Origin of the sequence: Insolitispirillum peregrinum (assembly GCF_900156605.1) — a bacterium.
Lineage (GTDB): Bacteria > Pseudomonadota > Alphaproteobacteria > Rhodospirillales > Rhodospirillaceae > Insolitispirillum > Insolitispirillum peregrinum.
This window is the reverse complement of the sequence record NZ_FTOA01000001.1, coordinates 140,587-166,913: the sequence shown is the minus strand read 5'-3', so window position 1 is coordinate 166,913 and position 26,327 is coordinate 140,587. Positions and strand designations below refer to the sequence as shown.

Sequence of the window (26,327 nt, the reverse complement as noted above, 5' to 3'; positions counted from 1 at the left end):
CGCTGCCTTTCGCTCTTCAGATCCCCCAAAAGGGTGAGTGCGAAACAAATCGACACAGATCGAATACAAGAGGAGTTTGGGATGAAGAAGTTTGTGATGGCGCTGAGCGCTGTTGCCATTGCTACCCTGGCCAGCAACGCTGCTTTCGCCGCTGGCGATGCCGCTGCCGGCGAAAAGATCGCCAAGACCAAGTGCGCCGCCTGCCACACCTTCGAAACCGGCGGGGCCAACAAGGTCGGCCCGAACCTGTTCGGCGTGACCACCCGTGGCACCGGCAAGGCTGCCAACTTCGCCTACTCGCCGCTGTACACCGCCGCCGCTGCCAAGATGGCGTCGTGGGATGCCGCGTCGCTGGACGCTTACCTGACCGACCCGACCAAGACCCTGACCGAGAAGGCCGGCGAAGCCAAGGGCGCGTCCAAGATGACCTTCAAGCTGCCGTCCGCCGACGACCGCGCCAACGTCATCGCCTATCTGGAAACCCTGAAATAAGCCATCATCGGCTTTTCAGCGTTCACAGGATGACAATCCCAAGGAACCACTGCCCGAGTCTGCTTGGGCGGTGGTTTCTTTTATAAAAAATATGGTTTTTAGGCAAGACAAAAGATTAAAGTTTGTCCATAATTCCGCCGCCAAAGATTGGGGCCGGGTTGCCGTCATGCGTGTGAAAAATCCGCATGCCTGACAACGGGCCGCCCGCAACCCGACCGGCCTGAAGCGAGCAAACATACACTCCGGGGCAGCCCTGACATGCCCATGCTGCTGCCGGAGTCTGACAATCCAAGGGAATCCGGGATGAAATCACTGTTTATTGCCCTGAGCACTGTCGCCGCCCTGTCGATCACCAGCACTGCCGCGTTTGCCGCTGGCGATGCCGCTGCCGGTGAAAAGATCGCCAAGGCGAAATGTGTCGCCTGCCATACCTTTGAAACCGGCGGCGCCAACAAGGTTGGCCCGAACCTGTTCGGGGTGACCACCCGTGGTGCGGCCAAGGCTGCCGGTTACAGCTATTCCAAGGGCTTTGTCGATGCTGCGGCCAAGTTCACCTGGGATGAAGCCAACCTGATGCAGTACCTCGAAGACCCGACCGCCTTCCTGCGCGCCAAGTCCGGCGAAGCCGAAGTGCGTTCCAAGATGACCTTCAAGCTGCCATCGGCCGATGACCGCGCCAACGTCATCGCCTACCTCGGCACCCTGAAGTAAGCTGTTTACCTCGTTACTAGAGCATTGTGCGAAAAGTGGAAACCGGTTCTCGCAACAACAATGCGACAGAACAAAAGATTAGACCAGCGTGTCCGCGTCACATCACGGTACACGACAAAAAACAAAAAGATCATGGAGCGCTGCTCCAAACCTCGCCGGGGCCTTGAGGCCCCAGACCCCATTGACTTGATTTTAAAGAAAAAATGGGGGCTCGGGGCCTCAGGCCCCGAGCGGTTTCAGGCGGCAGCCTGCACTTTCTTGCCTAACTGTCGTGTACTGTAGCGTCACATTGAACGCACGCTGGTCTGATGTGACAAAAAGACCGCCAGCTCCCTTCCCCGGAGCTGGCGTTTTCTTTTGCCCGGGAAAAGGCAAAACCATGACAGTTCCCTGATACCTGAGGGCGCGGCACAGAATACCCCTACCACTTGAGCAGGGTTTCTGTACTCTTGACACACAGACGGCACGACCGTCCGGGCATGGATCCGTTTGCACTCACCATCACGAGAAGACGAGGAACACCATGAGCACCCTTCCCCATCATCAGGTTTCCGAACGCGCCTATCACCTGTGGCAGGCCGAAGGCTGCCAGCCGGGCGATGACCTGCGCTACTGGCTGCGTGCCGAGGCCGAACTCCGCGCCGAACACTCCCCGGCCAAGGCTCCGGTCAAGGCGGCCTCTCCACGCAAAAAAGCCGCTGCCAAGCCAAAAAACCCGCCGCGGAAAAAGGGATCAGCAACGACATCCCCGGCGTCGCCAACCTGACACGGGTGCATCATGCCACCTCCCGCAGCATGCCGTAACCGGCGTCCCTGTCCGCTGTATTTTTACAAAGCCTTACCGTCTTTGGCAGAGTAAGGTACAAGTCTGTCGCCCCATGCTGCGGGCGTGTACGGTTTTCATTAGCAGGCTGCTGGTTCATGGTCTATTCCCAACGCATCGCAACCCCGGGCAAACCCTATCCTCTGGGGGCCACCTGGACCGGGCGCGGCGTCAATTTCGCGCTGTTTTCCGAACATGCCGAAAAGGTCGACTTGTGCCTGTTCGACGCCAACGGGCGCAAGGAAACCGACCGCATCCCGCTGCCGATCGTCAGTGATCATGTCTGGCATGGCTTTGTCCCCGACCTGCAACCGGGACACCTGTACGGCTATCGCGTTTACGGTCCCTATGACCCGCCCGCCGGGCACCGCTTCAACCATAACAAGCTGCTGGTGGACCCCTATGCCAAGGCGGTGGTGGGACAGGTGATCTGGCACCCGGCCTGTTACGGCTATCGCATCGGCCACCCGAAAGGCGACCTGTCCTTTGACCGCCGCGACAGCGCCCGCTACATCCCCAAGGGGATGGTGGTGAAAACCGAATATCCATGGGGGACCGACCGCCGCCCGGACCGGTCACTGGAACATACCATCCTCTATGAATGCCACGTCAAGGGCATGACCGCCCTGCATCCACAGGTCCCGCTGGAGCTGCGCGGCACCTTTGCCGGTCTGTCATCGCCCGCCGTGATTGACCACCTGCGCCGACTGGGGATCACCTCGGTCGAGCTGCTGCCGGTGTTCAGCTTTCTGGACGAGACGCATCTGGCCGAAAAGGGCATGACCAACTACTGGGGCTATAACCCGCTGTCGTTCTTTGCCCCCGAGCCGCGCTATCTGACCCAGCCCGGCCCCGACGAGTTCAAGGCGATGGTCGCCCGCTTCCACGAAGCCGGGCTGGAGGTGATCCTCGACGTAGTGTTCAACCACACCTGCGAAGGCAACCATTTCGGCCCGACCATCAGCCTGCGCGGCATCGACAACAAAAGCTATTACCACCTGTTGAACGAAGACCAGCGCTATTATCATAACTATTCCGGCTGCGGGAATGCGCTGAACCTGTGGCACCCCCGGGTGATGCAGATGGCGATGGATGCCCTGCGCTACTGGGTGCAGGAAATGCATGTCGATGGCTTCCGATTCGATCTGGCGCCGGTGATGGCCCGCAGCCCGCGCGGCTTTGAGCCGAATGCCATTTTCCTCGCTGCCATTCGGCAGGACCCGGTGCTGAACACCGTCAAACTGATTGCCGAGCCGTGGGATATCGGCCCGTCCGGCTATCGCACCGGCGAGTTTCCGACCGGCTGGAGCGAATGGAACGACGCCTTCCGCAACGGCGTCCGCTCGTTCTGGCGCGGTGATCCGGGGATGAACGGCGCGATGGCCACCCGCGTTTCCGGCTCGTCGGATATCTTCTGGCGGCGGTCACCGCTGGCCTCGGTCAATTTCATTGCCGCCCATGACGGCTTTACCCTGCACGATCTGGTTTCCTACAATCACAAGCACAATGACGCCAATCTGGAAAACAATCAGGATGGCACCGATCATAACCTGTCATGGAATTGCGGGGCCGAAGGCCCGACCACCGACACGGCGGTGCGCACCCTGCGGCGACGGCAAAAGCGCAACCTGATGGCCACCCTGCTGCTCAGTCAGGGCGTGCCGATGATCCTCGGCGGCGACGAGCTGGGACGGACGCAGGACGGCAACAACAATGCCTATTGTCAGGACACGCCGATTTCGTGGCTGAACTGGGACGCCCCCGGCGACCCCGAAGACGCCGCCTTTCTTGATTACACCGCCCGCCTGATCCGCCTGCGCCAGATGCATCCGGCCCTGCACCGGCGGCGTTTCTTTCGCGGTGGCCCCAAGCCGCGCGGCTCGATGCCCACCGGCGACCTGCCGCGCGCCAGCGAAGGCTTTGCGCCGGTCAAGGATATCACCTGGCTGCACCCGCGCGGCAGCGAGATGACCGATGGCGACTGGAATGACGCCAACCTGCGCTGTTTCGGCTATCACATGGACGGTGCCGAGCCGGGCCGCGAAGACGACCGGATGATCATTCTGATGAATGCCCAGCCGGATGCGATGGCCTTCATCCTCCCCGGCCAGGCCTATGGGCGGGAATGGCGGGTGGCACTGGACACCGCCCACGACGCGCAGGCCGCCGTTGATGCCTCGTATCCCCGCCCCAACCAATGGTTGTCGTCTGGCCATGCCTATCCCCTGCAAGGCCGCAGTCTGGTGTTGCTGGTCGAACGCAGCGGCCTTGCCCGCTCGTAAACGGCCCGCTGCCGACGCATGCACACTTTTTCATATATCAAAATCCCTGCAACAGCGCCTATTCTCGTTGGTAACAAAAAATCCTCTGCCACAGGCGCTTGGCCGGTTGGCAGATGTCGAGGAGACTTTCCGTGATTACCCCCACCCTGTCGGCCCCTGTCCTGTTGCGAGCCCCTGCCGATTGCGCTGGTGACAGCGTTACCCTTGGCAGTGCGCCGTCTTCTCCGGCCTATCAGTCGGCCATTGACCATCTGGCCGCTCTGGCAGGGGTTGAGCCGTCCTATTACGACGTCAGCGGCCAGCATCACATCGCCTCGACCAGCGCCAAGGCGGCGGTGTTGCAGGCTCTGGGGGTGACGGTTGACACACTGGCCGATGTGCAGGCCGCCACCGCCGCCTGGCAGGCCCGACAGGCTGCCGAGGTGGTCGGGCCGGTGGTGGTGCTGCGCCGCCAGTCGGACGATCAGGGCTCATGGCTGTTGCCGCTGGCAAGCGATGGCTTGACCGCTCCCCTGAGCTGGACCATCACCACCGAAGATGGCCAGACGCATCAGGGGCAGACGGCGGCCACCCGTGCGGGGTCGCTGGTTGGCCTGCCACTGGCAGTCGCCCTGCCCGATGGCTACCATGCCCTGTCGTTGCGCAGTGCTGATGGCGCGATCAGCGAAGACAGTCGCCTGATCGTCGCCCCGGCCCGCTGCTGGGTACCGGGCAGCGCCGATGGGACAACGCCGCGCCTGTGGGGCGTGGGGGCACAGCTCTATTCCCTGCGGTCGGAACGCAACTGGGGGATGGGCGATCTGGCCGACCTGCGCAGTCTGTGCCAGATGACCGGAAACGCCGGTGGCGCGGTGGTCGGGCTGAACCCGATCCATGCCCTGTTCCTGCCCAAGCCGCAGGATGCCAGCCCCTATTCCCCCAATTCGCGCCTGTTCCTCAATCCGCTGTACATCGCGCTGGACGCGGTGCCGGAATACGCCGACTGCCCGGCAGCGCAAAAACGCCTGCAAGACCCGGCGATTGCCAAGGCCCTGAGCGTGGCGCAGCAGGCTGACCATGTGGACTATCCGGCGGTGGCAACGGTCAAGCTGGCGGTCCTGCGCGACCTGTTTGCCCGCTTTGCCGCCCTGCCCGCCGACCACGCCCGCCAGCAGGCGTTCCGCGCCTTTGTCCAGACCGGCGGCGAGCGCCTGCGCCTGTTCGCCATCTTCCAGACCCTGCAAGACCGCTTCGGCAGCGATCCATGGCCGTGCTGGCCGGAAGACTACCATTCCCCGCACAGCCCACAGGTGGCAGCGGTAGCAGAGCAGCAGGCCGAAGCGGTGCAGTTCCAGCTGTGGCTGCAATTTGAAACCGACCGCCAGCTTGCCGATGCCGCCGAGGCCCTGCGGGTGGCTGGCGGCTCACTGGGTCTATACCGTGACCTCGCGGTGGGGGCCTCGCCGGACGGGGCCGATGTGTGGATGGACCCGGCGGCCTATGTGCGCGGGGCCCGCTTTGGTGCACCGCCGGATGCGCTCGGCCCGTTGGGGCAGGATTGGGGCTTGCCGCCCTTTAACCCGGTCGCCCTGCGGGCGATGGGCTATGGCCCGTTCATCGACATGGTGCGCGCCAACATGCGCCATGCCGGCGCCCTGCGCATTGACCATGCGATGTCGTTGCTGCGGCTGTTCTGGATCCCGCCCGGACTGACCGCCCGCGACGGTCTGTATATGTCCTATCCGTTCGACGATCTGCTGGGAGTGCTGGCGCTGGAAAGCCACCGCGCCCGTTGTATGATCATCGGCGAAGACCTCGGCACGGTCCCTGCTGGTTTCCGTGAGCGGATGGCGGAAGAAAACCTGCTGTCCTATCGCCTGTCCTACTTTGAACGCTATGAGTCGGGCTTGTTCAAGCGCCCCGATACCTATCCGCCGCTGGCGCTGGCCACCCCGACCTCGCACGATCTGGCGACCATCGTCGGCCACTGGCGTGGCTGGGACATTGCCCTGCGCCACGATCTGGGCCTGTGTGGCGACACCCCCGACCGCGCCGCTGACGAGGCTCGCCGTCAGGAGGACCGCCACCTGTTACAGTCGGCGCTGGTTGATCAGGGATTGATTCCGGCGGATTTCCCGCAGGAGCCAACCGGCAACCCGGCACAGGAAGCAGAACTGATTGCCGCCTTCCACCGCTTCCTTGCCCGTTCTCCGGCACTGGTGATGCTCGCCAACCTCGATGACCTGTGCGGCGAAGTCACCCAGGTCAACGTGCCCGGCACGGTCAGCGAATACCCCAACTGGCGCCGCCGCCTGACCGTCAGCCTGAACGGTCTGGCCGACAGCGCCCTGTTCCGCCAGACCGTCGCCGCCATCAGCGCCGAACGTTAGAGCATTTTCCGTTCTCTCTAGATCACTTCAAATGCTCTAACGTCTTGTATTTTAGGCAAATACGTCGTCGCAGATGGACCCATCTGCTCGGGATTTGCTCTAACCAGACTCTCCGCGCCGCTGTGGGCAGCCACCAGCTCCCACAGCGTGCGGATCATCTGCAAGCCGTGGTCCTCCTGCGCGGTCAGGATGCTTTCCGGGTGGAACTGCACCGCCCACAGTGGCCGGGTGCGGTGGGCAATGGCCATCACCGTCCCGTCGTCACTGTGGGCAATCGCCGTCAGGACATCCGGCAGGTGGTCGGCGGCCAGCGAATGATAGCGGCCCACCGCCAACGGCTGCGGCAGACCGGCGAACAGTGCCTCGCCATGATGATGAATCAGGCTGGCCTTGCCGTGCATCGGCACTGCCAACTGGCGCAGGCTGCCGCCGTAATATTCCACCATCCCCTGCAACCCGAGGCAGACCCCGAACAGCGGCAACCCCGCCTGCTCGGCCAGCGCCAGCGTTGCCGACAGCCCGAAATCCGACGGCTTGCCCGGTCCGGGTGACAGCACCACCAGATCATAGGCCTGCGGCGTGTCGCGCAATGCCTGCCGCGCCGGGTCCGGGCGCAGCGTCACCACCTCGGCCCCACTCTGGCGCAGGTAGTCGGCCAGCGTCAGCACAAAGCTGTCTTCATGATCGACCAGCAACAGCCGCCGTCCCTGCCCCGGTAGCGGAGCGGGGGCAGTTCCCGTTTGCGCCTCGGCAGAGGGCTGGTCAAGGATCGCCATCAGCGCCGAGGCCTTCAACACGCACTCGTCCTGCTCGGCTTGCGGGTCGGAATCATACAGCAGCGTTGCCCCCACCCGCACCTCGGCCACCCCGGCGGCCAGACGCACGGTGCGCAGGGTCAGGCCGGTTTCCAGACTGCCATCACAACGCAAAACCCCAAAGGCCCCGCCGTACCACCGGCGGGAACTGCGCTCCATCGCCTCGACCTGCCGCATGGCGTGCAGCTTGGGGGCCCCGGTGACCGTCACCGCCCATGTGTGGGTCAAAAAGGCATCCAGCGCATCCATGTCGGGCCGCAACACCCCCTGCACATGGTCCACCGTGTGAATCAGCCGCGAGTACAGCTCGATCATCCGTCGTCCGGTGACGCGCACGCTGCCTGGCTGGCAGACGCGCGCCTTGTCGTTGCGATCAACATCGGTGCACATGGTCAGTTCGGCGTGATCCTTGGCCGAATTGAGCAGGGTCAGGCACTGGTCGGCATCGCCCAGCGCATCCGCCCCGCGCCGGATGGTGCCGGAAATCGGGCAGGTTTCCACCACCTGTTGCGGGCCATCCTGCCGGACACGAACAAACATTTCCGGCGATGCCGACACCAGATGTTCACCTTCGCCCAGACTGATCAGGGCTTCGTAGGGGGCCGGGTTGGCCCGGGTCAGCCGTTGATAAACCTCCGAAGGCCGCAGGCGGGTCGGGCGGCTGAAGGTCTGGCTGAGGACCAGCTCGAACAGGTCGCCACGGGCAAACAGCTCCTGCGCCCGCGCCACCTGTCCGGCATAGTCGCCTTGCCCATGGTCGGCCCGGATCACCGAGCGGTCAGAGTCCGGCAGGGCAAAAAAGGCGCCATTGCGCGGCAGGCCATCGGTCTGTCGCTCGTCCTGCCCGGCACCAAAGGCAAACTCGTAACAAACTTCTTCCGCCAGGCCGCTGGCCGGATCATGACGCAACAGGCGGTCAGGCAGATACAGCACCAGATCGCGCTGATCATGGGGGCGGGGCAAGTGACGGGGGATGTCTTCGAGGGCAAAGGTCAGGTCATAGCCAAAGGCTCCGTACAGCCCGAGCAACGGATCGTGCGGGCTGGCCAGCGCCGCCATCAGCCGCCGCAGGACGGTAAAGACCGACGGACGGCGGGTGCGGGTTTCTTCGCTGCCCAGATGGTCCTGCTGCGGGGCAATCAGGGCAATCTGCTGCGCGTCGGCCACCGCCTCGGGGAAGGCCAGGCGCAAAGCGGAGAGAATGATTTCCCCCCGCTGGTTCAGGGCCTTGATCTCGACCGCCCGCTGGCGGATCACCACCATCAGCGGCGGATTGATCATCGCCAGCCGTTGCCGCCGATAGCGGCCGGGGGCATCGACGCCGCACGAGAACAGCACCCCGCGCTGATGATCAAGCTGCGGGATCAGGCGGTCGAGCCGCTCTGGCGGACAGGGGCGGATCGCGGCTTGCACCCGCAGGCCGCAGGCCAGCTCAAAGCAGCGATCAGGTTGGGAAAAGGGCAGAACCGGGGAAAGGTCACGGGGAGAAATACGGGTCATCTGTCTTGTGCTCCGTTACCCGGACCCCAGAGCCGACCCACACATCAGATGCAAACGCAAAAACGCACCGGGGGCCGACTGGCTCCGGGCGGTGTTGCAAGTGTCTGTCACGAGGATGTCAAACGCCTTTGCCGCCCAGTCAGGAGCGGCGCCACCAAAGGCCTCGCAGGCCAATATGCGTTTGCTGTGTTTTCATGGAGGCGAGCGTGCGCCGAAACGTTTGGTCTGTCCAGAGGTTTTTATTCCTCTTTTTTTGCGACCTTTTCCCGCCGCCGCCGCAACAGACGATCGACAAACGATTTCCCCCACGGCCAGCGACGACCACAGCGCACATAGGTTTTGCGCACCCACAGGCTGTTTCTGAGCAGCAGCACAAGACCGCCCAAGGTGAACGGTGTCCCCAGAGGACCGGGGAGAGGAGCCAGGATTGCCCCGGTCAGCATCAAGGCTCCCCCCAAAGACAAGGCCAGCAGCCTGTTCATCAAGCCTCCGCAGCATCCGAGGGTTCAGCCTTTTTCCGCCGCCGCAACAGGCGGTCGGAAACCTTGAAGGTCTTCGGCCAGCGGCGGCTGCCCTTGACGTACAACCGGCGTGCCCGCGGCGACGCCTTGAGGATCAGCATCGCCGACCCACCGGCCAGCGGCATTTCCAGCGGCACCGGCAGCGGAGCCGACAACACCGCCGCCAGTCCCAGAAAGATACCAGCCGACAACAGAACCACCCGGTGCAGGCTGGACAACCGCCGCACCCGGGCAGCGGTCTCAGCCGGAGGATCGAAGGGGAAGGACGCGGCGTTCAGGGACATGGTGGCATCTCCGGGATCAACTGTTTCTGTGCTGATCCCTTTGTGCCTGTGAGGTGTGGTGAAGACAGGGAGAAATTATGGCAAAAGCAAGGTCATTTGTAGGCGGGATAAAACGCGTTGCCGCAATGGCTTCACCTGCCATTCAGGATGGCGGCAACGCGCATGATTCCAAACGCATCACGCCTGCATCTGCTTCAGGAAACCATCAACCTCGGTCCCCAGCGTTTCCGCCTGCATGCTCAGGTCACGCGCCGCCTCCAGCACCGATTCCGCGCTGTCTTCGGTACGGCGGGCAACGTCGGCCACCGCCAGAATGTTGTCGGTCACATCCTGCGTGCTGGTGGCCGCCTGCGTAACGCTGCGGGTGATTTCCTGCGTCGCACTGCCCTGTTGTTCCACCGATTCTGCAATGCTGGCGGCAATCTGGTCAATGCGGCCAATGGTGCGGGAAATCATGTCGATGGCATCGACCGCCCGCACTGATACCGCCTGAACGTTCTGGATCTGACGGCTGATGTCTTCGGTGGCCTTGGCGGTCTGGTTGGCCAGCGTCTTGACTTCGTTGGCCACCACCGCAAAGCCCTTGCCCGCATCCCCGGCACGAGCGGCCTCGATGGTGGCATTCAGCGCCAGCAGGTTGGTCTGGTTGGCAATGTCGGTGATCAGGCTGACCACTTCGCCAATCCGGCTGGTGGCGTCGGCCAGACCGCTCATCGTTTCGTTGGTCTGCCGGGCCTCCTGCACCGCCTCGCGGGCGATGGCGGTGGCGTCGCTGACCTGACGGCTGATTTCGGCAATCGAGGCCGCCAGTTGCTCGGCTGCCGAGGCCACCGTCTGCACGCTGCCCGCCGCCATGTCTGCTGCACTGCTGACTGTCCCCGAGCGGGCGCTGGTTTCATCCGCCGAGCTTTGCATCATCGTCGCCAGCTCTTCCATCTTGCGGGCCCCGGCCCCGACGTGCTGGCTGACCGAACGGACTTTCTTTTCAAACTGGTCGGCCATCTGGACGTATTTGGTGACGTCTTCCCAGTTCAGCATCGGGCCGATGTAGCGGCCCTTGCGGTCATAGATGGCGTTGACATAGTTCTCGATGGTCAGCCCACCCATGCTGAACTTGCCGACATAGGGCAGGTTTTTCGGGTCTTTCAGCAGACGTTCGACCATTTCAGGCTTTTTGTGGAACGAGGATACCGACGTTCCGACCAGCGTATCAACCTGCGCCGCAATCGGGTGATTCATCCGGCGAATCACCTCCTTCGCTGCCTGATTGATATAGGTGATCTTCAGCGTTTCCGGGTCGCACATCATCACCCGCGCCGGTTGGACATCGACCATCTGGCGCAGGCGGAATGCCTGATCGACCGCCTCGCGCAGCACCGCCAGCCGCTGCGCCATCACCCCCAGTTCGTCCTTGCGATGCTGGTGCCCGACAGTGATGTCGCTGTCGCCCGCTGCCAGAGCATCAATCCCGGCCACCAGCGAGGCCAGCGGGCCGCTCATGCCGGTGGCCATCAGGATCGACACCCCGATCACCACCACCAGCACCAGCACCGCCACCAGCGCGGTCGAAGACGCCGCCGCGTAAAAGGCAGACTCAACGTCATCAAGGTAGACGCCCGAGCCAATCACCCAGTTCCACGGCGCATAGCCGCTGACATAGGAAATCTTGTCAACGGGCTGTTCATGGCCCGGCTTCGGCCACATATAGCTGACGTATCCGGCCTTTTTCTCTTTGACCACCTGGATCATTTCGGCAAAGAACAGCTTGCCGGTGGGGTCTTTCAGGCCGCCGGTGTTGGTGTTGTTCATCGCCGGTTTGATCGGATGCATCAGCATCACGCCGGTCATGTCGTTGACCCACAGGTATTCGTTGTTGGCGAACCGCATGTCACGCAAGGTTTCCAGCGCCCGTTTCTGCGCTTCGTCCTGCGAGATTTCGCCCTTTTTGGCCATCTCGTCGAAATGGCTGACCACCGACTGCGCGGCCTCGACCACGCTGCGGGTTTGCAGGGCATGGGCATCCTTCAGCGAGGTGTGCAGCGTCACCAGATTCAGCGCCGCCAACAACCCCAGTCCGATCAGGGTAATCCCCACCATCAGGCGGAACTTGGACGCCACCTTGATGTTTCCGGTCAGGCGGGCCCCGAGTCCCCCCTGAGACGCGGCTCCCCCTTGAGACGCTGCGCGTGTCGCCATGGTCATTCTCCCTTGCCTTACATCCTGCAGGTGAGCCTGTTCGCGGTTTTGACCCTGTTCCCGCAGGGCACAGCACTCATGTTGTTTCGCGAACAGGTGTACCTGAGATATTTTATTATAAACCGAGGATACTATGCCGCCGCCTGCTATTCCATGAGAGAAAGATGGTTTTCGCCCTGACAGAAAAATAAAAAAGAATATTCAGGGGGATTTGTTCAGAAACTGGGCGGTGTACAGGCGCTGACCACCACACAGTCCTCGTCCCCCACCGTGCGGAAGCGGTGCGGCTGGCTGCTGTCAAAGGCATAGGCATCGCCCGGCCCGAGGATTTGCATCTGGTCGCCGACGGTGACTTCCAGCCGCCCGGACAGGATCAGACCGGCCTCTTCACCCTCGTGGCGCAGCGGGATGCGGCCAGTATCCGCCCCCGGCGCATAACGTTCCGACATCATCTGCAACGCCTTGCCGGTCAAATCGGCCCCCACCTGCCGGTAAGAGATACCGCCACGGCCGATTTCCACCAGCTCGTTGGCGGTAAAGAACACCGGCGGGCGGGAATCCTCCTCGCCGACCTCCAGCGCAAAGAAATCGGCCAGCGAGATCGGCACCCCGTCCAGCACCCGTTTCAGCGAGCCGACCGAAGGATTGAGGCGGTTGGATTCAATCAGCGAGATGGTGGCATTGGTCACCCCCGCCCGCTTGGCGAGCTGGCGTTGTGACAGGCCGTTGCTCTGGCGAACGGCTTTCAGACGTGCCCCGATGTTCAGCCCCATACCCGAGCCTTTCTGTTAAGAATGTTTCGACATCCTTAACACTCTGCACATACTTTTCATTCTTTTCAACATGTTATCATGCATCAAGAAAACGTCTTGTTGAGGATACAACGAAACAGCATCATGAACCCATCGCCGGACGCCAGCATTCAGGAGGTTCCATGAGCGTCGATACCACCGCTTCTGCCACTGCCACCAACGACCTGTCCTCGTTCTGGATGCCGTTCACCGCCAACCGGCAATTCAAGTCGGCGCCGCGCATGCTGACGCGCGCCAAGGGCATGTTCTACGAAACCTCCGAAGGCCGCCCGGTCCTTGACGGCACCGCCGGTCTGTGGTGCTGCAACGCCGGTCACGGCGACCCGCGCATCGTCAGCGCCATCCAGAACCAGGCTGCCGAGCTGGATTATGCCCCGGCGTTCCAGATGGGCCACCCGCTGGCCTTTACCCTGGCCTCGCGTCTGGCCCAGTTGATGCCGGGCGACCTGAACCGGGTGTTCTTCACCAATTCGGGCTCGGAAAGCGTTGATACCGCGCTGAAAATCGCGCTGGCCTATCATCGTGTCCGCGGGGAAGCCACCCGCACCCGTCTGATTGGCCGCGAGCGTGGCTATCATGGCGTCGGTTTCGGTGGCATTTCGGTTGGCGGCATCGTCAACAACCGCCGCTTCTTCGGCTCGCTGCTGAACGGCGTTGATCACATGCGCCACACCCATCAACCCGAGCTGAACGCCTTTACCCGTGGTCAGCCGGAACATGGCGCCGAACTGGCCGACGATCTGGAACGGATTGTCGCCCTGCATGGTGCCGAAACCATCGCGGCGGTGATCGTCGAGCCGATGGCGGGCTCCACCGGCGTGCTGATGCCGCCGAAGGGCTATCTGGAACGTCTGCGCAGCATTTGTGACAAGTACGGCATCCTGCTGATTTTCGACGAAGTGATCACCGGCTTTGGCCGTCTGGGCTCGTCGTTCGCCGTTGAACGCTTTGGGGTGATCCCCGATCTGGTGACCACCGCCAAGGGCATCACCAGCGGCACGGTGCCGATGGGGGCGGTATTTGCCCGCGATGGCATCTATGACGCCTTCATGCACGGTGCGCCGAACGCCATCGAGCTGTTCCACGGCTACACCTACTCCGCTCACCCGCTGGCCTGTGCGGCGGCGCTGGCCACGCTTGACATCTATCGCGATGACAAGCTGTTCGAGCGTGCCGACAGCCTCGCCCAGTACTGGGAAGATGCCGCCTTCTCGCTGAAGGGCATCAGCAACGTGGTCGATATCCGCACCATGGGCCTGATTGCCGGTATCGAGCTGTCCTCGCGCCCCGGTGCCATCGGTGAACGCGCATTCGAAGCCTTCCTGAAGTGCTATGACAAGGGTGTGATGATCCGCACCACCGGCGACATCATCGCCCTGTCGCCGCCGCTGATCATCGAAAAAGAACACATCGACCAGATTTTCAACACCCTGGCCGAGGTTCTGCCGACCATCGCCTGATCCTCTGCGGGCATTTTTCATGCCCCGGACCACAGACCAGACTCCCTGACCGCGCTCCCCCTCCGGCAGGGAGCCCTCCGGCGGGGGCAAGCAGGTCCCAATGGCTTGCCCCCGCTTTTTTTTCTGCCCGCTCTCCCGACCATGAGGATCGCCCCCATGAGCCACATTCCCCACCTCGTCCCCGGCCTGACCCCACCCGCCGACGAGGCCAAGAGCCCGGTGTTCAACCCCGCCACCGGCGAACAGATCGCCACCGTTGGCTCGGCCAGCGCCGCGACCGTCGCCGAAGCGGTGGCGATTGCCAAGGCCGCCTATCCGGCCTGGAGCAGCCTGACCCCGGCCAAGCGGGCAGCGGTGATGTACCGCTATCGCGACCTGCTGATGAAGAATGCCGACCTGATCGCCTCGACCATCAGCCGCGAACACGGCAAGACCCACCCCGACGCCCTCGGTGAAGTCCAGCGCGGTCTGGAAGTGGTGGAATTCGTCTGCGGCACTCCGTCGCTGCTGAAAGGCGACTATTCCCGCGATGTCGGCCCGGCGATTGATACCTTCTCGTCGCGGGAATCGCTTGGCGTGTGCGCCGGGATCACCCCGTTCAACTTCCCGGCGATGGTCCCGCTGTGGATGTTCCCGGTGGCGCTGGCCTGCGGCAACACCTTTGTGCTGAAGCCGTCCGAGCGTGACCCGTCGGCCTCGAACCTGATCGTCGAGCTGGCCCACGAAGCCGGGGTGCCCAAGGATGCGCTGGTGGTGGTCCATGGCGGCAAGGATGCCGTTGACGCCCTGCTGACCAACCCCGACGTGGTGGCGATTTCCTTCGTTGGCTCGACCCCGATCGCCGAATACGTCTATGCCACCGGCACCGCCCACGGCAAGCGGGTGCAGGCACTGGGCGGGGCCAAGAACCACATGGTGATCATGCCCGACGCCGACATCGATCAGGCCGCCGATGCCCTGATGGGCGCGGGTTACGGCGCGGCCGGTGAACGCTGCATGGCCGTTTCGGTCGCCGTGCCGGTGGGCAAGGACACCGCCGACCGTCTGGTTGCCGCGCTGGAACCGCGTGTCCGCGCCCTGAAGATCGGCCCGCACACCGATGCCGACGCCGAAATGGGTCCGCTGGTCACCCGCCAGCACATGGACAAGGTGGCGGGCTACATCAACGCGGGCGTTGCCGAAGGCGCGTCGCTGGTGGTCGATGGCCGCGGATTCTCGTTGCAGGGCTACGAAAACGGCTATTTCCTTGGCGGGACGCTGTTCGACAACGTCACCCCCGACATGAGCATCTACAAGGAAGAAATCTTCGGCCCGGTGCTGTCGGTGGTGCGTGCCTCTGACTATGCCACCGCCCTGAAGCTGGTGCGCGACCACGAATACGGCAACGGCACCGCCATCTTCACCCGTGACGGTGACTGCGCCCGCGACTTCGCTGCCAACGTTAACGTCGGGATGGTCGGCATCAACGTGCCGATCCCGGTGCCGGTGGCCTTCCACAGCTTTGGCGGCTGGAAACGCTCGTCGTTTGGGGCCCACGGCATCTATGGACCCGAAGGCGTGGCGTTCTACACCAAGCTGAAAACCGTTACCTCGCGCTGGCCGACCGGCATCCGCTCGGGGGCATCGTTCGCCTTCCCGACCTGAGCCCCGGTTGCCTGAGCCTTTCCTGTCCCCCGTGCCACCACCGGGGACAGAGCAGCTCCCCCTCTGTTCCGCTGGCGTTGGTCATTGGCGTGGTTCCAATGCCGGCAGGAACGGGGGGGGAGTTTTGCGTTTTTTTTTGCGGGGGGGGGAGATTGCCATATCGGAGCAGATTGACTCGTTGGCACGGACTATGGCAGGGAAAGGAGACAGCGTCAGCGTGTACTCAGAGCGGCTAGCCCCCTGACAAAAGATCATCCCCAGATACCAAAAAACGTATCCTGTTCGTGGTGCATGCCGTATTTTCGGCCGGAATGATCCGTGCGCTTCCCATGAGGAATTATATTCATGAATGAAAATGAAGATGCAATTCTGGAAATGCAGAAAATATGCAAAAAAGAATATGGCATTATTGAAACGACAGAGTTTCATGACCACGAGGCTCTGCATATGACATCTTTTCTCTTTCAATCTATTGACAGAGAATTGATGGGTCACCCTTCTATTTATCAGAATTTTGATCGTTTCAAACTTGCAAATGAGGCATTCAGCAAGCTCTTTGAACTATACAACCTTATTGCTGAGGAACACATGAAGGAACGGAATTGACTTCCATCCGGGTGATTGCAGTTTTCATGCAAGACCATGAATGCCTTCCTTATCTGACCGGGAAAGGCTTCACGGTACGCGACAGGCGGAACCAAAGCGTTTTCGCTCAATACAAAAATGATTCAGAACATTCTCTTTTAAAGTGTTGCTCTACAACAGGACTCCCCCATTGATCACCATGCTGTTCATTAACAAGCACGAAACCAGATGACTCATATAACCGCCTTGCTACATCCAATCCTTTGAATGTCCAAAGCTGAGTAGAATCAAAGCCATTCTTATCTACAAACTCCAATGCACTCCTTAATAATTGGCGACCAATTCCACCGCCACGGCAACCATCATCCAAGATAAACCACCGGAGATGGGCCTTTCCATCTCCCAAATTTTCGCCATCTACGGATATGGATCCAACAATCCTGTCACTTTTTAATGCAGAAAAAATATTATTGCATGGATTATTCAAACGCCCCACAAATTCAGCCAAGCCACGGGCAACCTGACTCTCAAAAAACTGACCGAAATTAGAATGGTTAGAGTAAAATCTGGCATGCATTTCTGTTACACTGCCAACGATCCCGGGAACATATCCTGCAACAATGTAAATATCATCCTTATTTACATCATCACAACACAAGCGTCTTCTCTTAAGGGCTTGAGCATAATATGCAATACCTTGCGCTACTGATTTCTGCTGGGTGTAACTGAGATATTTTAATGCAGATTCAACCTGCAATTCCCCATAAACATTAATTTCACCTACAGTCTTTTTTCCATTTTCCGTCAATATTAGATTTTTGACACGACCATCTTGACTATCTGAAATCTCAGAAATTTCACCCGCATCAATCAATTTATTGACCAACCGGCTAACAGATGATTTCTCCAGACCCAGGATTTGAACGAGTTTTGCTGAGGTCATTGATCCAGAGGCCTCAATCTCAAGCAAAGCATGCACCGCAGAAGGTGAATAGTTCGTTCCCGCAAGAGTTGACTCCATAAATCCCAATTCACGAACCATAGTGCGGGATGCTGACCTGATTTGCTGGATCAAGGATACGGCTGTCATGACTAATCTCCCGAAATACAGTTGTACAATACAACTATTATCCGAAACGTCAAGCGCCCCACCCACCCCCTTCCCGCACCGCAGCAAAAACCCTTATGCCGCAATGCATTAACAACCAATCCGCGCTTACCCCTACGAAAATAAGGCGATAAATAGGGCAAAGAATCACATTGACTTCATTTTGAGCATGTGGCCCAATCTATCCAATTAATCCAGATAAATTGGCTCGCCCGCCGGACACTCGTCCACAGGCCGGGCACAGCCAGCGGAGCCCGCCGATGACCCTGAAGCCCGCACGCCGCAAACGGACCAAGCTGTCCGATGTGATCGTCGAGGACGTCAAGCGTTCCATCGTCACCGAGCAGATGAAGCCCGGGGACCGGCTGCCGAATGAAAAGGACCTGATCGACCTGTACCAGTGTTCCAAGGGCACCGTGCGCGAGGCCCTGAAGGCGCTGGAGGTCGAAGGACTGGTGTGCACACGGACCGGCCCCGGTGGTGGGGCCTATCTGGTGGAGGCCAGTGTCGAGCCCGCCTCGCGGGCGTTGCGCAATTTCCTGCATTTCCGCCATCTGGACGGGGCGCAGGTGTACCAGTTGCGCAAGGTGATCGAGGTTGAACTGGCGGTGACCGCCATGGCCTCGCTGACCACGGTGCAGTTGCAGGCGCTGGAGGACAACATTGCCTTTTGCGCCAAAATCCCGACCAGCGAAAGCGAACAGCGTGACCAGCGCATCGCCGAACTGGAGTTCCACAACATCCTTGCTGATGCCTGCAGTAACCCGTTGCTGGCGTTCATGGGCCGGTTTCTGAATGACCTCCTGCGTGATCTGGTGGTGCTGAAGAAAGCCTATGTCCCCGAACGCCATCAATTTGGCGACGCCAACGTGGCCTATCACCGCCAGCTGATGGAGGCCTTCCGCCGCCAGGATGCCGGGGCGGTGCGCAGTCTGATGGCCGAGCACATGCAGGACGCCGAAAGTCACATGGTTGCTTTGGAAGGTGAAGTCGCACAGAAATTCCTGCTGGATTTTCCGCACGACTGATCCTGCCTTTTCTCTCTTTTGACTGCTTCCCTTTTGCGGGCCGCCCCACCGGGCTGGCTGGCAGAAGACAGGACTTTTTTGCCTTTTATTCACGTAACACGGTGCAGCTGGCCGGACAGGCCCGTTCCGCCAACGGGGCTTTGTTGCCTTTGTTCCAGCCGCACCCCACCAAACCACGCCCCATAACAAAAGCATCCCAAGAAAGCACATCCGCTCACGACCAGAAAAACACATGTCAGGCAACAGGCGCACAACCCCACAGCGCCACAACAGGAGCGTTTTCCATGGACCGTCGTACCTTCCTGAAAGCCAGCCTCGCCGCTTCCTCGTCCCTGCTGGCTGCTCCGGCCCTTGTCCGTAATGCCTGGGCGGCCGATGCCGTCAGCCTGTACGGGGTGAAATCCATGTCCGGGGCCTTTGCCAGCTATGGCAAATTTGCCAACATGGGGTCTGAACTGGCGATCAAGCAGTACGGGAACCTTTTGGGTGCCCCGGTGCGCTATACCACCATCGACACCGAAGGCAACGCCGGCAAGGCGGTACGCAAGGTGCAGGAAGCCATTCAGCAGGACAATGCCCGCCTGTTTCAGGGCTGTACCCTGTCGTCGTCGGCACTGGCCGTCGGCAAGGAAGTCGCCAAGGTCAACGGCGTGTTCATGACCCCCGCCGGGGCGGACGAACTGACCGGGGTTGAATGCAACCGCTCGACCTTCCGCTGGTCGGCGGCGACCTATGGCGCAATCAACCAGACCGTCCGCCCGCTGATCGAGCTGCTGCCGAAGGCCAAACGCTGGTACACCATCACCCCGCAGTATGTGTTCGGTGATGCCCTGCTGTCGAATGCCCAGGCCATTTTCGACGAAAAGGGCATCGAACACGTCGGCAACAGCTATCACTCGCTGCAGGAACAGGAATTCTCCGGCTATCTGACCAATGCGATGGCAGCCCAGCCCGATGTGCTGCTGATCCTGAACTTTGGCGGCCAGAGCACCAGCACCCTGCGGCAGGCGGTCAACTTTGGCCTGCACAAGCAGATGACCATTCTGGTGGCATGGTCGGCCGGTCTGGACCAGTTCCAGACGCTGGGGTCCGACGTGATCGAAGGCGTCTATCTGGGGGCGCAGTACTGGCATCAGGTTGACACCCCGATGAACAAGGAACTGGTGAAGGCGGTCAAGGATGCCTATGGCATCACCCCGAACTATCCGCTGGCCGCCGATTACATCATGACCAAGGTGATGCTGGATGCGGTCAAGACCAGCGGCGGCGTGTCGGAAAAGACCATCAGCGCGCTGGAAGGCCTGACCTATGAAGGCCCGACCGGCACCGAAACCATCCGCAAGGGTGACCATCAGGTGCTGAAAAGCTATTACCTGCTGAAGGGCAAGGCGGCATCGGCGATGAAAGACGCCGATGATCTGGCCGAGATCATCAGCTCGGGCCGGTCGTTCCCCAGCGAAGACGCCGTTGGCTGCAAGATGGGCTAACGCCCGGGTCACAGGCCGGGCCTGAGCGGGTCCGGCCTTTCCTCCCCCTCTCCGTCCTTTTCTGTCGTTTTGTCGCACGCGGCTCCGTCCTGCAGGAGATCTCGCCATGCTGAACGTGTACCTGTTTCAGGTGCTCAACGGGCTGGGCCTAGGGATGATCTATTTTCTGATCTCCGTCGGCCTGACCATCATTTTCGGCCTGCTCAACTTTGTGAATTTTGCCCACGGCGCCTTTTTCCTGCTGGGGTCCTATCTCTGCTACACCGTCGTTACCCTGACCGGAAATTTCTGGCTGTCGCTGTTTGTCGCTCCGCTGGGGGTGGCGCTGCTGGCGTGGATCACCGAACAGGTGCTGATCAAGCGCGCCTATCACCTGCCCCACACCTTTCAAATCCTGATCACGCTGGGGATGGCGCTGATCATCCGCGAAGCCAGCATCATGATCTGGGGGCCGATCGGCAAGTCGGTGCCCACTCCGGCCGGTCTGGACGGCGTGTTCCGCCTCGGGTCGTTTGCCTATCCCGAATACCGCCTGTTCATGATCGTCTTTGCCGCCGTCATCGGCCTGCTGCTGTGGTTCCTGCTGGAACGCACCCGCTTTGGCGCTCTGGTGCGGGCGGGCAGCGAAGACACCGAGACCGTTTCCCTGCTCGGCACCAACATTTTCAAGCTGTTCTCGCTGACCTTTGCGCTGGGCGTCGGTCTGGCTGGGGTGGCCGGAGTGCTGTCGGCCCCGATCCGTGGCGCGCACCCGTTCCTGGGCGAAGAAGTCCTTGGCATCGCCTTTGTGGTGGTGGTGATCGGCGGCATGGGGTCGTTTACCGGCGCGCTGGTCGGTGGCCTGCTGGTCGGGCTGGTGCAAAGCCTGATGACCACCATCTGGCCGCAAGGTGCCAGCCTGATGATTTACGGCGCGATGGCAGCAGTGATCATGCTGCGCCCCTATGGTCTGTTCGGGAGGTCCTGACGCGATGAGCACCACCCCCACCTCCTCCATCTGGCGCGGCACCACCCTGCTGGCCGTTGCCGCTGTCGTGCTGATGCCGGTGATCCTGCCGTCGCCGACACTGGCGACCGAAATCCTGATCTTTGCGCTAGCGGCACTGGCCTCCAACCTTCTGCTGGGCTACACCGGGCTGCTGTCCTTTGGGCAGGGCGTGTTCTTTGGCGCGGGCTCCTATTGCTCGGCGCTGGTGATGATCCACTGGCATTTCGGCCTGTTCCCCGCCCTGCTGGTCGGCATTCTGGCCGGAGCCTTGACCGCCTTTGTCATCGGGGCGCTGGCCATTCGCCGCACCGGCATTTACTTCGTCATGCTGACCCTGTCGTTCAGCCAGATGGCCTACTTCGTCGCCTATACCATGAGCAGCGTCACCGGCGGTGACAACGGCCTGCTGAACGTGCCGCGTCCGCCGGTGTCGGTGCTGGGCTTTGAACTGCTGTCGCTGGCCTCGCCACTGGTGTTTTACGGCTTTGTCGCCCTGCTGTTCCTCGCGGTGTTTGTCGCCGCCCGCCGGGTGATCCATTCGCCCTTTGGCAGCACGCTGGTCGCCATCCGCGAAAACGAAAACCGCGCCTCGGCGGTCGGCTATGACACCCGCCAGTTCAAGGTTCTCGCCTTTGTCCTGTCCGGGGCGATCACCGGTCTGGCCGGAGCCCTCTATGCCCTGCTGCTGAACTTTGTCCCGCTGTCGAACATCGAACTGGCGACCTCGGAACACATCCTGATCATGACCATCATCGGCGGCACCGGCTCGTTGCTCGGTTCGCTGCTGGGGGCTGGCTCGATCGTGCTGCTGGGTGACGTGCTGTCCGCCCTGTGGCCGCGCTGGCCGATGCTGTTGGGGCTGGCGCTGATTGCGGTGGTGATGTTCCTGCGCGGCGGCCTGTGGGGCGGCCTGCTGGACCTGAAAAACCGTCTGATCCGCTCGCCTGAACCACCACAGCCGGACACCCGACAGAAGGATGCCGCCCAATGAGCACCGTTCTTTTGCAAACCTCCGGCCTCGGCAAAGCCTATGGCAATTTCCACGCGGTCAATGGCGTTGACCTGTGCGTTCGCGCAGGCACCATCCACACCGTGATCGGGCCGAACGGCGCCGGAAAGACCACCCTGTTCCACTGCCTGACCGGCGAACGCCGCCCGACCAGCGGGAAAATCCTGTTCGACGGTCAGGACATCACCCACCGCCCGGCGCACAAGCGGGTTTCCATCGGCATGGCGCGGTCGTTCCAGATCACCAGCCTGTTCCAGGAATTGAGCGTGCGCGAAAACCTGCGGCTGGCGGCACAGGGCCGCGACGGCGCCCGCGCCCTGACCTTCTGGCGCCCGACCGAAGCCCGCCGCCAGCATCTGGAAATCGCCGACCAGATTCTCGAACGCCTGAACATGACCGCCCGCGCCAACACCCCGGCAGGCGACCTGTCGCACGGTCTTCAGCGGGTGCTGGAAGTCGGCATGGCCCTGTGCGGCAAGCCCAAACTGCTGTTGCTGGACGAGCCGACCTCGGGCATGGGCATTGATGACATCCCGCTGATGACCTCGCTGATTGCCGAACTGGGCAAGGAGCACACCGTCATGCTGATTGAACACAACATGAGCATCGTGATGTCGATCAGCGACACCATCACCGTGATGAGCCGGGGCCAGATTCTGGTCGAAGGCCCACCGGCAGTGGTCCGGCAGGACGAGCGGGTGCGATCCGCCTATCTGGGGGAGGAAGGCTGATGCTGACTGTTACCGACATCCATTCCTACTATGGCAAGAGCCACGTCCTCGAAGGCGTCTCGCTGACCGTCAACAAGGGCGAGCTGGTCACTCTGCTGGGCCGCAACGGGGCCGGGAAGACCACCACCCTGCGCAGCATCGTCGGCATTGTCTCCCCGCGCCAGGGCTCGATCACCTTTGACGGCAGCGAAACGGTCGGCATGGAGACCTTCGAGATTGCCCGCCGGGGCATCGCGCTGGTGCCCGAACATCGCGGCATTTTCCGCATGCTGACGGTGGCCGAAAATCTGGAAATCGCCGTCCGCTCCGGCAGCCAGTGGAGCCTCGCCGATGTCTATGGCCTGTTCCCCCGCCTGTGGGAACGGCGCAAGAATGGCGGCAACGCCCTGTCGGGTGGTGAACAGCAGATGCTGGCGATTGCCCGCGCGCTGGTCAACGGCCCGCGCATCCTGTTGCTGGACGAGCCAACCGAAGGTCTGGCGCCGGTGATCGTGGACGAGCTGGTCAACATCCTGCGCGAGATCAAGCGCAGCGGCGTGCCGGTGTTGCTGGTCGAGCAGAACCTGAACGTCTGTCGCAAGCTGGCCGACCGGCACTATGTGCTGGAACAGGGTCAGGTGGTCTATCACGGCACCGCCGCCGAGTTCGATGCCGACCCGACCATCCGGGACCGCTATCTGGCCCTCAGCGCCTAATTCCCACACTTTTCTTCTTTTACGCATCCCCCCAGTGCGGAAAGGTTTCCTGTCATGTCTCTCCCTGCTTCTCCCGCCAACCTGCGCGTTAACGGTGACCGCCTGTGGCAGTCGCTGATGGATCTGGCCCAGATCGGGGCCACCCCCAAGGGCGGCGTCTGCCGTCTGGCGCTGACCGACCTCGACCGGCAGGCCCGCGACCTGTTCATTTCGTGGGCCAAGGACGCGGGTTGTTCGGTCAGCGTTGACCAGATCGGCAACATCTTTGCCCGCCGTCCCGGCCGCAATCCCGACCTGCCGCCGATCATGACCGGCAGCCATATCGACACCCAGCCGACCGGCGGCAAGTTTGATGGCTGTTTTGGCGTGATGGCCGGGCTGGAGGTGCTGCGCTCGCTCAACGATCTGGGTATCGAAACCGAGGCCCCGATCGAAGTGGTCGCCTGGACCAACGAAGAAGGCTCGCGCTTTGCCCCCTGCATGATGGGGTCGGGCGTGTTCATCGGCCGTCTGGGGCTGGAGGAAACGCTGGCCAAAACCGACGAACATGGCACCACCGTCGGCACGGCGCTGACCGCCATCGGCTATGCCGGTGATCGCCCGGTCCCCGGCCACGCCGTCGGGGCCTATTTTGAAGCCCACATTGAGCAAGGCCCGATCCTCGAAGCCGAACAGAAAACGGTCGGGGTGGTGATCGGCGCGCTGGGGCAAAAATGGTTTGACGTCACCCTGACCGGCGTCGAAGCCCACGCCGGGCCGACCCCGATGGAGCGGCGCAACGATGCCCTGCTGGGGGCCGCCGAGGTCATTCAGGCGGTCAACGCCACCGCGCTGGGCCACCTGCCCTATGCCTGCGGCACGGTCGGCTTTGTCACCGTCGCGCCGAATTCGCGCAACGTCATTCCCGGACAGGTGAAATTCTCGGTCGATCTGCGCCACCTGCACGCCGAAGTTCTGGACCAGATGGTTGCCGATGTCCGCGCCGCCGTTGACGCCGCCGCCGCCAAACACGGCTTGCAGTCCGAAATGGTGCCGACCGCCGACTTCCCGCCGCTGGCCTTTGCGCCGCATCTGGTCGAGGCCGTCCGCAACGGAGCCGCCGCGCTGGGAGCGCCGCACATGGATATCGTCAGCGGTGCCGGTCACGATGCCATTTTCCTCGCCGAAGTGGCTCCGGCGGCGATGATCTTTGTGCCGTGCGAAAACGGCATCAGCCATAACGAAATCGAAAACGCCGCCCCCGATGACCTTGCCGCCGGGGCCAGCGTCCTGCTGTCGGCAATGGTCGCTCAGGCGGGCGTCGCCTCGTCCACGGCGGCCTGATATCCTCCAGAGCACGGAACCTGTCATCATGACTGTCTGCACCAAAGTCACCGATCTGGGGCAAGCCACCGCCACCGAGCTGTTGGCCCTGTATGCCAGCGGCAAGGCCTCGCCAGTCGAAGCCACTCAGGCCGCCCTCGACCGCATCGACCGCTTCAACCCGGCAGTGAACGCCTATTGCCATGTCGACCATCAGGGAGCCCTTGCCAGTGCCCGCCAGTCGGAACAGCGCTGGCAGCAAGGCCAGCCGGTTGGCCCGCTGGATGGCGTGCCGTCGTCGATCAAGGATTTGACCCTGACCATCGGCATGCCGACCCGCAAGGGATCACGCACCACCAGCGCCAGCGGCCCGTGGGATGTCGATGCCCCCTACAGCGCCCGCATGCGGGCTGCCGGGGCGGTCCTGCTGGGCAAGACCACCTCGCCGGAATTCGGCTGGAAGGGTGTGACCGACAACCCGCTGTATGGCATCACCCGCAATCCGTGGAACACCCGCTGCACGGCGGGCGGCTCGTCGGGGGGCGCCGGAGCCGCCGCCGCCCTGAACATGGGGGTGCTGCATCAGGGCAGCGATGCCGGTGGCTCGATCCGCATTCCCTGTGGCTTTACCGGCACCTTCGGGCTGAAGTCCACCTTTGGGCTGGTGCCGCAGTGGCCGGCCAGCGCCATGACCACCCTGTCGCATCTGGGGCCGATGACCCGCACCGTGCGGGATTCGGCGCTGATGATGACCGTTACCTCGGCCCCCGACCAGCGCGACTGGTACGCCGCCGCCATCACCGAACGGGATTGGCAGCAGGATCTGGAGCGCGGCGTCAAGGGCTTGAAAATCGCCTACAGCCCGACGCTGGGCTATGTTTCGGTTGATCCGGAAATTGCCGCGCTGGTCCGGCAGGCGGTCAACCGGCTGGCCGATATGGGGGCCATCATCGAAGAAGTCGATCCCGGTTTCAGCGACCCGCTGGAGATGTTCAATACCCTGTGGTTTGCCGGAGCCGCCAAAGTGGTCGCCCTGCTCAGCCCGGACCAGCGGGCGATGGTCGATCCCGGCTTTCTGGCGATTGCCGAACAGGGCAGCCGGATTGGCATCGTCGAGTACATGAAAGCACAGGATGCCCGCGCCGCGCTGGGCCAGCAGATGGCCGAATTCCATGCCCGCTATGATGCCCTGATCACCCCCACCCTGCCGCTGGTCGCCTTTGAAGCCGGTCACAACGTGCCGCCCGGCTCGGGGCTGGAACACTGGATGAACTGGACGCCATTCTCCTACCCGTTTAACCTGACCCAGCAACCGGCCGCCTCGGTGCCCTGCGGCCTGACCTCCGCCGGGCTGCCCGCCGGGGTGCATGTGGTGGCTGACAAATATAACGATGCGCTGGTGATGCAAATCTGCCAGGCCATCGAAAGCAGCCAGCCGCCCAGCTTCCCGTCGGAGCCGCTGAGTCCGGCTGCGTAAAACACCAT

General features: G+C 62.0%; 22 protein-coding genes. 16 read left to right on the top strand and 6 right to left on the bottom strand.

Annotated elements, in window-relative coordinates; all coding sequences use genetic code 11:
* Positions 1-81 precede the first annotated feature (81 nt).
* The 5 genes from BW995_RS00705 (at position 82) to malQ (ending at position 6,677) form a co-directional block, all read left to right on the top strand.
* Positions 82-492 (top strand): c-type cytochrome, encoded by a 411-nt coding sequence (locus BW995_RS00705; RefSeq protein ID WP_076398054.1) that lies wholly within the window; start codon positions 82-84, stop codon positions 490-492.
* A 303-nt stretch (positions 493-795) separates the two neighbouring features.
* The gene (locus BW995_RS00700) at positions 796-1,203 is read left to right on the top strand and encodes a c-type cytochrome (RefSeq protein WP_076398052.1); all 408 of its coding nucleotides are present in this window, start codon (positions 796-798) and stop codon (positions 1,201-1,203) included.
* 523 nt (positions 1,204-1,726) lie between these two features.
* The gene (locus BW995_RS00695) at positions 1,727-1,969 is read left to right on the top strand and encodes a DUF2934 domain-containing protein (protein WP_076398051.1); all 243 of its coding nucleotides are present in this window, start codon (positions 1,727-1,729) and stop codon (positions 1,967-1,969) included.
* Positions 1,970-2,124: 155 nt separating this feature from the next.
* Positions 2,125-4,308: a glycogen debranching protein GlgX gene (gene glgX / locus BW995_RS00690; protein ID WP_076398049.1), complete on the top strand. Its 2,184-nt coding sequence runs from the start codon at positions 2,125-2,127 to the stop codon at positions 4,306-4,308.
* Between the two features lie 131 nt (positions 4,309-4,439).
* Positions 4,440-6,677, top strand: a complete 2,238-nt coding sequence (gene malQ / locus BW995_RS00685; protein WP_175616942.1) for a 4-alpha-glucanotransferase — start codon at positions 4,440-4,442, stop codon at positions 6,675-6,677.
* Between the two features lie 17 nt (positions 6,678-6,694).
* On the opposite strand, the gene BW995_RS00680 is transcribed toward malQ, so the two are convergent.
* From BW995_RS00680 to BW995_RS00660, 5 genes are all read right to left on the bottom strand, one after another.
* Positions 6,695-8,992 (bottom strand): anthranilate synthase component I, encoded by a 2,298-nt coding sequence (locus tag BW995_RS00680; protein WP_076398048.1) that lies wholly within the window; start codon positions 8,990-8,992, stop codon positions 6,695-6,697.
* Between the two features lie 239 nt (positions 8,993-9,231).
* Positions 9,232-9,474: a hypothetical protein gene (locus BW995_RS00675; RefSeq protein ID WP_076398046.1), complete on the bottom strand. Its 243-nt coding sequence runs from the start codon at positions 9,472-9,474 to the stop codon at positions 9,232-9,234.
* Complete coding sequence (locus BW995_RS00670; protein WP_076398045.1) at positions 9,474-9,797, bottom strand: hypothetical protein; 324 nt, start codon at positions 9,795-9,797, stop codon at positions 9,474-9,476. Before BW995_RS00670 ends, BW995_RS00675 begins: the two co-directional genes overlap by 1 nt.
* Before the next feature lie 177 nt (positions 9,798-9,974).
* A complete protein-coding gene (locus BW995_RS00665; RefSeq protein WP_175616941.1) occupies positions 9,975-11,993 on the bottom strand; it encodes a methyl-accepting chemotaxis protein in 2,019 nt (672 codons plus the stop codon).
* A 215-nt stretch (positions 11,994-12,208) separates the two neighbouring features.
* The gene (locus BW995_RS00660; protein WP_076398042.1) at positions 12,209-12,766 is read right to left on the bottom strand and encodes a cupin domain-containing protein; all 558 of its coding nucleotides are present in this window, start codon (positions 12,764-12,766) and stop codon (positions 12,209-12,211) included.
* 161 nt (positions 12,767-12,927) lie between these two features.
* Here BW995_RS00660 and BW995_RS00655 point away from each other — a divergent pair, with 161 nt between their 5' ends.
* The 3 genes from BW995_RS00655 (at position 12,928) to BW995_RS00645 (ending at position 16,515) form a co-directional block, all read left to right on the top strand.
* Positions 12,928-14,265, top strand: a complete 1,338-nt coding sequence (locus BW995_RS00655) for an aspartate aminotransferase family protein (RefSeq protein ID WP_076398040.1) — start codon at positions 12,928-12,930, stop codon at positions 14,263-14,265.
* A 156-nt stretch (positions 14,266-14,421) separates the two neighbouring features.
* The gene (locus BW995_RS00650) at positions 14,422-15,909 is read left to right on the top strand and encodes a CoA-acylating methylmalonate-semialdehyde dehydrogenase (RefSeq protein ID WP_076398039.1); all 1,488 of its coding nucleotides are present in this window, start codon (positions 14,422-14,424) and stop codon (positions 15,907-15,909) included.
* 345 nt (positions 15,910-16,254) lie between these two features.
* The gene (locus BW995_RS00645; RefSeq protein WP_076398037.1) at positions 16,255-16,515 is read left to right on the top strand and encodes a hypothetical protein; all 261 of its coding nucleotides are present in this window, start codon (positions 16,255-16,257) and stop codon (positions 16,513-16,515) included.
* A 106-nt stretch (positions 16,516-16,621) separates the two neighbouring features.
* Here the strand turns inward: BW995_RS00645 and BW995_RS00640 are convergent, their stop codons facing one another.
* Entirely contained in the window at positions 16,622-17,584 is a 963-nt protein-coding gene (locus BW995_RS00640; RefSeq protein WP_076398036.1) for a helix-turn-helix domain-containing GNAT family N-acetyltransferase, read from the bottom strand.
* A 278-nt stretch (positions 17,585-17,862) separates the two neighbouring features.
* Here BW995_RS00640 and BW995_RS00635 point away from each other — a divergent pair, with 278 nt between their 5' ends.
* The 8 genes from BW995_RS00635 to BW995_RS00600 all read left to right on the top strand — a co-directional run bounded on the left by BW995_RS00635 (position 17,863) and on the right by BW995_RS00600 (position 26,319).
* Positions 17,863-18,630: a FadR/GntR family transcriptional regulator gene (locus tag BW995_RS00635; RefSeq protein WP_076398034.1), complete on the top strand. Its 768-nt coding sequence runs from the start codon at positions 17,863-17,865 to the stop codon at positions 18,628-18,630.
* 284 nt (positions 18,631-18,914) lie between these two features.
* Complete coding sequence (locus BW995_RS00630) at positions 18,915-20,117, top strand: ABC transporter substrate-binding protein (protein ID WP_076398033.1); 1,203 nt, start codon at positions 18,915-18,917, stop codon at positions 20,115-20,117.
* Between the two features lie 106 nt (positions 20,118-20,223).
* A complete protein-coding gene (locus BW995_RS00625) occupies positions 20,224-21,084 on the top strand; it encodes a branched-chain amino acid ABC transporter permease (RefSeq protein ID WP_076398031.1) in 861 nt (286 codons plus the stop codon).
* 4 nt (positions 21,085-21,088) lie between these two features.
* Positions 21,089-22,096, top strand: coding sequence for a branched-chain amino acid ABC transporter permease (locus tag BW995_RS00620; RefSeq protein WP_076398030.1), 1,008 nt, complete (start codon positions 21,089-21,091; stop codon positions 22,094-22,096).
* Positions 22,093-22,845, top strand: a complete 753-nt coding sequence (locus tag BW995_RS00615) for an ABC transporter ATP-binding protein (RefSeq protein WP_076398028.1) — start codon at positions 22,093-22,095, stop codon at positions 22,843-22,845. The genes BW995_RS00620 and BW995_RS00615 overlap by 4 nt, the downstream gene beginning before the upstream one ends.
* The gene (locus BW995_RS00610) at positions 22,845-23,540 is read left to right on the top strand and encodes an ABC transporter ATP-binding protein (protein WP_076398027.1); all 696 of its coding nucleotides are present in this window, start codon (positions 22,845-22,847) and stop codon (positions 23,538-23,540) included. Before BW995_RS00615 ends, BW995_RS00610 begins: the two co-directional genes overlap by 1 nt.
* A 54-nt stretch (positions 23,541-23,594) precedes the next feature.
* Positions 23,595-24,863 (top strand): Zn-dependent hydrolase, encoded by a 1,269-nt coding sequence (locus tag BW995_RS00605; protein ID WP_076398025.1) that lies wholly within the window; start codon positions 23,595-23,597, stop codon positions 24,861-24,863.
* A gap of 28 nt (positions 24,864-24,891) precedes the next feature.
* Entirely contained in the window at positions 24,892-26,319 is a 1,428-nt protein-coding gene (locus tag BW995_RS00600) for an amidase (RefSeq protein WP_076398023.1), read from the top strand.
* The last annotated feature ends 8 nt before the right edge of the window (positions 26,320-26,327 follow it).